At 66.5% G+C, this 6108-nt stretch carries 5 protein-coding genes and 1 pseudogene; 3 read left to right on the plus strand and 3 right to left on the minus strand.

What is annotated here, in order from left to right:
• The coding region (locus AC1DWT_RS49015; protein WP_477926045.1) for a fatty acid desaturase family protein at positions 1-1040 on the minus strand (1040 nt) is incomplete at its 3' end.
• Between the two features lie 359 nt (positions 1041-1399).
• Between AC1DWT_RS49015 and AC1DWT_RS49020 the strand changes: the two genes are divergently transcribed.
• Complete coding sequence (locus tag AC1DWT_RS49020) at positions 1400-1729, plus strand: WhiB family transcriptional regulator (RefSeq protein WP_072951661.1); 330 nt, start codon at positions 1400-1402, stop codon at positions 1727-1729.
• A gap of 23 nt (positions 1730-1752) precedes the next feature.
• Here the strand turns inward: AC1DWT_RS49020 and AC1DWT_RS49025 are convergent.
• Positions 1753-1866 (minus strand): annotated as a pseudogene (locus AC1DWT_RS49025) (RidA family protein); the annotation flags it as partial.
• Positions 1867-2073: 207 nt separating this feature from the next.
• Between AC1DWT_RS49025 and AC1DWT_RS49030 the strand changes: the two are divergent.
• Together AC1DWT_RS49030 and purU are read left to right on the plus strand one after the other, a co-directional pair.
• Positions 2074-4536 (plus strand): GcvT family protein, encoded by a 2463-nt coding sequence (locus tag AC1DWT_RS49030; RefSeq protein ID WP_477926046.1) that lies wholly within the window; start codon positions 2074-2076, stop codon positions 4534-4536.
• A 142-nt stretch (positions 4537-4678) separates the two neighbouring features.
• Positions 4679-5527: a formyltetrahydrofolate deformylase gene (gene purU / locus AC1DWT_RS49035; protein ID WP_072951716.1), complete on the plus strand. Its 849-nt coding sequence runs from the start codon at positions 4679-4681 to the stop codon at positions 5525-5527.
• Between the two features lie 69 nt (positions 5528-5596).
• On the opposite strand, the gene AC1DWT_RS49040 is transcribed toward purU, so the two are convergent.
• On the minus strand, positions 5597-6108 hold a 512-nt coding region (locus tag AC1DWT_RS49040), incomplete at its 5' end, for a GntR family transcriptional regulator (protein ID WP_477926047.1).

Raw genomic sequence — 6108 nt, forward strand, 5'->3', positions numbered from 1 at the left:
CGCCACGACTTCGCGTACTGCACCAGGAACGGGCCGGTCGTGTACGGCAGGTCGTATTTCTCGCACAGCGCCCGCACCCGCACCGCGATCTCCGCATACCGATTGCTCGGCAGGTCGGGGAACAGGTGGTGCTCGATCTGGTAGCTCAGGTTGCCGGACATGAAGTCCATCAGCCTGCTGCCCTCGATGTTGGCGCTACCGAGCATCTGGCGCAGGTACCACTCGGGCTGCGTCTCCTTGTCGATGTCGGCCTTCGTGAACTTCTCGGCGCCGTCCGGAAAGTGCCCGCAGAAGATGATCGCGTTCGCCCACACGTTGCGGATGGTGTTCGCCGCGAAGTTCGCCGTGATCGTGCTCTTCCATGCCGGGCCGGTGAGGGCCGGGTAGATCACGTAATCCTTGACCAGCTGCTTGCCGATCTTCGTGCCGACCTCGCGGGCCTTCTGTTTCGTCTCCGGGCTGAGGTCACCCCGCTTGACCACCTTGCCGAGCTCGAGGTGCTGCACAGCGACGCCCCACTGGAAGAACAGCGTCAGCAGGGTGTTGTAGACGAGATTGCCGGTATTGAACGGCCGCCACCGCTGGTCGCGAGTGACCCGGAGCAGGCCGTATCCCACGTCGTCGTCCATGCCGAGAACGTTGGTGTACTTGTGGTGCAGATAGTTGTGCGTCTGCTTCCAGTGCGCGGATGGATCGTGGATATCCCATTCCCACGACGTGGAGTGGATTTCCGGATCGTTCATCCAGTCCCACTGCCCGTGCATCACGTTGTGGCCGAGTTCCATGTTCTCGATGATCTTCGAGACACCGAGCATGCCCGCCCCGAGCAGCCATGCCGGCCGTCTGCGACTCCCGAACAGCACTGCGCGGCCGCCGATCTCGAGCGAACGCTGCAACCTGATGGTGTTCCGCACGTAGCGCGCGTCGCGCTCCCCGCGAGATTCTTCGATATCGCGGCGGATCGCATCCAACTCGCGCCCGAGCGCCTCGACATCGGCTTCGGTGAGATGTGCGTATTCCTTGACATCTGCAATCGCCATGGCAACCCTTCCCGGCTTGGCATGCTCGAACGACGCATGTCGCGTCGTCGGCTCTTCGCGATTCGTAACCTACGGTACCGTAGGTAAGTGTTACCTTACACACCCGAAGCCGGGATCGCGAGGGGGCGACGACGCGAATCCCGCGACCCGGCCACAGCACCCGAAGAGCATCGGAGTGTGAGATACACTGCAAAGGAACAGCTTTGATGCCGATTCGTGTGGTCCACTCCGGACGATGCAGGCCTGGCGCCGCCGCCCGCCGCACACGAGGCCAACCCGCGCCCTCCCGTCGCGGGTACAGATCAGCCTGAGCCCAGTCGGCCGACACCATCCACTACGCGTACAACTATGGAGTCGAAATGTCGCTGCAGAACTTCACGGCAGTCGTGGCACAGCCGGATGGAGTGGACTGGCGCCTACGAGCACGATGCCGATCCGAGGGCATGGACGTCTTCTTCCCTCCGGACGGCGAAAGCAAACCCCGCCGCATCGAACGCGAACGCGCAGCCAAGGACATTTGCGCCACCTGCCCGGTGATCGACCTGTGCAGAGATCACGCACTGGCATCGAAGGAATCACACGGGGTATGGGGCGGGATGTCGGAGTCCGACCGCCGCAAGAGCGCCTCCATCGGGCGAGAAATACGACGTCGGAGTCTGCAACTACTGCAGCGCTACCAGCAGGATTGACGGGCTCCGACCGGCTTCGCCCCTCAGTCGACCTCGACGACGATCTCCACCTCGACCGGCGCATCGATCGGGAGCACGGCAACCCCGACCGCCGAACGGGCATGCACCCCGGCGGCGCCGAAGATCTCCGTGAGCAACGTGTATAGCAGGTCATCGAGCGAGGGTTGACCCGCTACGTGACACACACTACAGTGCTTGATATATCAGTTGTCGACACCGCTCTTCCCGCTTGCCGATCATCCGTTCCCGCTCGCACTTGTCGCGTGTACGACCAAGGCGCAGTGTGCAATACGGACGATCCGCGGAGTGCAGGCGATCGCACATCCACTTCAGGAAGGACCATCATGGGTTCACCGCGCGTCGTGATCATCGGAGCCGGCATCGTCGGTGCGAACCTGGCCGACGAGCTCACCGCTCGTGGCTGGGACAAGATCACCGTCCTCGACCAGGGGCCGCTGCCACTGACCGGCGGCTCCACCTCCCACGCGCCGGGRCTGGTGTTCCAGACGAACGCCTCGAAGACGATGACCGAACTCGCCCGCTACACCGTCGAGAAGTTCCTSAGCCTCGACGTCGACGGCCAGTGGTGCTTCAACCAACTCGGCGGCCTCGAGATCGCCACCACCGAGGAACGGTTGGCGGACCTGCACCGCAAGCAGGGCTGGGCCACCTCCTGGGGCATCGACGGCAGCGTCCTCGACCCGGCCGAGTGCGCGAAACTGCACCCCCTCCTCGACCAGAGGCGGGTCCTCGGCGGCCTGTACGTGGAAACCGACGGCCTCGCCAAGGCCGCCCGCGTCGTCGTCGCCCTGGCCCGCCGCGCCGAGGCCCGCGGTGCCGTGTTCCAGGGTTCGACGAAGGTGATCGGCATCGAGCACSMCGGCGGCAAGGTCACCGGCGTCACCACCAACCACGGCRYSATCCCCGCCGACATCGTCGTCTCCTGCGCCGGATTCTGGGGCCCCGAACTCGGCGAACTCGTCGGCATGGACGTSCCSCTCCTCCCCTTGGCGCACCAGTACGCCACCACCGACCAGATCCCCGAACTCGTCGGCCGCAACACCACCCTCGCCGAGGCCGGCTTCCCGATCCTGCGGCACCAGGACCAGGACCTCTACTTCCGCGAGCACGTCGACCGCCTCGGCATCGGCACCTACGCRCACCGCCCGATGCCGGTGAACACCCGCGAGTTGACCGACAGCGCCGACATCTCCGACTCCGCCATGCCCTCGATGCTGGCGTTCACCGAAGAGGACTTCGCACCGTCGTGGGAGCAGTCCAAGCTGCTGCTGCCCTGCCTCGAGACCGCGAAGATCGAGCACGGCTTCAACGGGGTGTTCTCCTTCACCCCCGACGGCGGCCCGCTGATCGGCGAATCCCCCGACATCACCGGATTCTGGATCGCCGAGGCCGTGTGGGTCACCCACTCCGCCGGCGTCGCCCGCGCCGTCGCGCAACTGCTCGTCGACGGCCGCTCCGAGGTCGAACTGCACGGCTGCGACGTGCACCGGTTCGAGGACATCCAACTCGACCCCGACTACGTCAGCGAAACCTCCCAACAGAACTTCGTCGAAATCTACGACGTCATGCACCCCCTGCAACCGAARCAATCCCCCCGTGRCATCCGGGTCAGCCCGTTCCACGCCCGSCAGAGCGAACTCGGCGCCRTCTTCCTCGAGGGCGCCGGCTGGGAACGCCCGCACTGGTACGAGGCCAACGCGCACCTGSTCSAGCAGCTTCCTGCCCAGTGGCAGCCGCCGGCCCGCGAACCGTGGGCCGCGATGTTCCACTCCCCCATCGCCGCCGCCGAGGCCTGGAARACCCGCACCTCGGTSGCGATGTACGACATGACCCCCCTCAAACGGCTCGAGGTCTCCGGGCCCGGCGCCCTGGCCCTGCTCGAACCGCTGACCACCGGCAAGATGGACAAAACCGTCGGCGCGGTCACCTACACCCTCGCCCTCGACACCGCCGGCGGCATCCGCAGCGACCTCACCGTCGCCCGCCTGGCCGACACCGTCTTCCAGATCGGCGCCAACAGCAACCTCGACCTCGACTACCTGCGCCGCCACGCCCCCACCGACGGCACCGTCCAGATCCGCGACATCACCGGCGGCACCTGCTGCATCGGCCTGTGGGGRCCCCGCGCCCGSGACCTGGTCCAGGCCATCAGCCGCGACGACTTCTCCAACGACAMCTTCAAATACTTCCGCTCCAAGCAGGTCCGGATCGGCGGCATCCCSGTCACCGCGATGCGCCTGTCCTACGTCGGCGAACTCGGCTGGGAGCTCTACACCACCGCCGACAACGGCCAACGCCTCTGGGACGTGCTCTGGGCGGAGGGACAGCAGTACGAGATCATCGCCGCCGGCCGGGCCGCRTTCAACAGCCTCCGGATGGAAAAGGGCTACCGCTCCTGGGGCACCGACATGACCACCGAACACAACCCCTACGAGGCCGGACTCGGGTTCGCCGTCCGCCCCCAGAAGGGCGACTTCGTCGGCCGCGACGCACTCGACGGTGTGTCCGACGAYACCGTCACGCGGCGCCTCGCCTGCCTGATGATCGACGACCGCACCTCCGTGGTGCTGGGCCACGAACCCGTCTACCTCGACGGCCAACCCGCCGGCTACGTCACCAGCGCCGCCTACGGCCACACCGTCGGCGCCCCCATCGCCTACGCCTGGCTACCCGCCACCGCCGGCACCGGCASCACCGTCGAGATCGACTACTTCGGCACCCGCATCCCCGCCACCATCGTCGCCGAACCCCTCGTCGACCCCGAAATGAAAAAAATCCGAGCCTAAACCACACCGGCGCCGGGTCCGCCGCCTCGCTCAGCCAGGTGGTGGTCCGCCCCTTGACCCGCTTCTCTACTCTGCAATAGCATTTTTGATATATCAGTTCTTTAGAACTGACACCTCAATGGTTCCGCTTCGAGGAGACCCCATGCCCCAGACCTTCACCCTGACGCTCAGCTGCGCCCAGCGTCCCGGGATCGTGCACGCCATCAGCTCCTTCCTCTTCGAGCAGAACTGCGACATCGCCGAACATCAGCAGTTCGACGACACCCGCAGCGACGCCTTCTTCCTCCGCACGTCGTTCGTGTCGGCGGGCGACGTCGACATCGAGCACCTGACCGCCCAATTCGCCGACGTGGCCGCGAAGTTCGGCATGACGTTCACATTCAACGGCAGCGATCTGCCCCGCGTCATCGTGATGGTGTCGAAGATGGGCCACTGCCTCAACGACCTCATCTTCCGTTGGCGGGCAGGCAATCTCGGCGCCGAACTCGTCGCCGTCGTCTCCAACCACGAGGTGCTGCGGCCGATGGCCGAGGCCGCCGGCCTGCCGTTCGTTCACGTTCCCGTCACCCCCACGACCAAGCCGGAGGCGGAAGCCGAACTGCTGTCGCTCGTCGACCGGTACGACGCCGACCTCGTGGTGCTGGCCCGCTACATGCAGGTGCTGTCGGACGACGCATGCCGGGCGCTCCGCGGGCGCGCGATCAACATCCACCACTCGTTCCTGCCCGGTTTCAAGGGCGCCAAGCCCTACCACCAGGCGTTCGATCGCGGCGTCAAGCAGGTGGGCGCGACGGCCCACTATGTGACACCCGACCTCGACGAAGGGCCCATCATCGAGCAGGAAGTCATCCGCATCGACCACACCTTCGACCCGGTGCGACTCGCCACCGTCGGGCAGGACGCCGAAGCCCTCGCACTCTCCCGGGCCGTGCGCTGGCACTGCGAGAACCGCGTCCTGCTTCACGGACACCGGACGGTCGTCTTCAGTTGAGGCGGCTTCGCCGCCCGTGCGCCTTTCTGGTAGCGGGAACAACCAGAAAGGCGCACGGGCGCGGAGCGCCTACAGCAGTTTGCGGATGGCCTGCTCGAAACCGGCGACATGCGCGAGGGTGAGCGCGGACGCGGTGTCCTCGTCGCCGTCGACGATGGCTTGCAGCAAGGCAGCATGCTCGCGGACGTGGCTGGCGACGTCGGGGAGTCGGTCGAGGAACAGGCACCAGATGCGGGTGGCGTGGGCGTCGAGGCTGACGAGGATGTCCTCGAGGTGCGGGTTGCCCGAGGCCCGGTAGATCTCGCGGTGCACGTGGACGTCCTTGCGCAGCACCTCGCGGGGGTCCTCGGTGTCGGAGATCTCGGCGATGTCGGCGGCGAGCGCGGCGAGTCGGGCCCGGGCGTCCTGGGTCGCGGAGCGCGCGGCGCGGGCGGCGGCGGTCGGTTCGAGTCGTTTGCGGATCTCGGAGATGTCGGCGAGGTCGGTCATGTCGACGGCGGTGGCGAAGGTGCCGCGGCGGGGGTAGGCGACGACGAGGCGTTCGCGTTCGAGGCGCTTGAGGGCCTCGCGCACCGGGGTGC

This window comes from Rhodococcus sp. P4_B6, assembly GCF_056402215.1.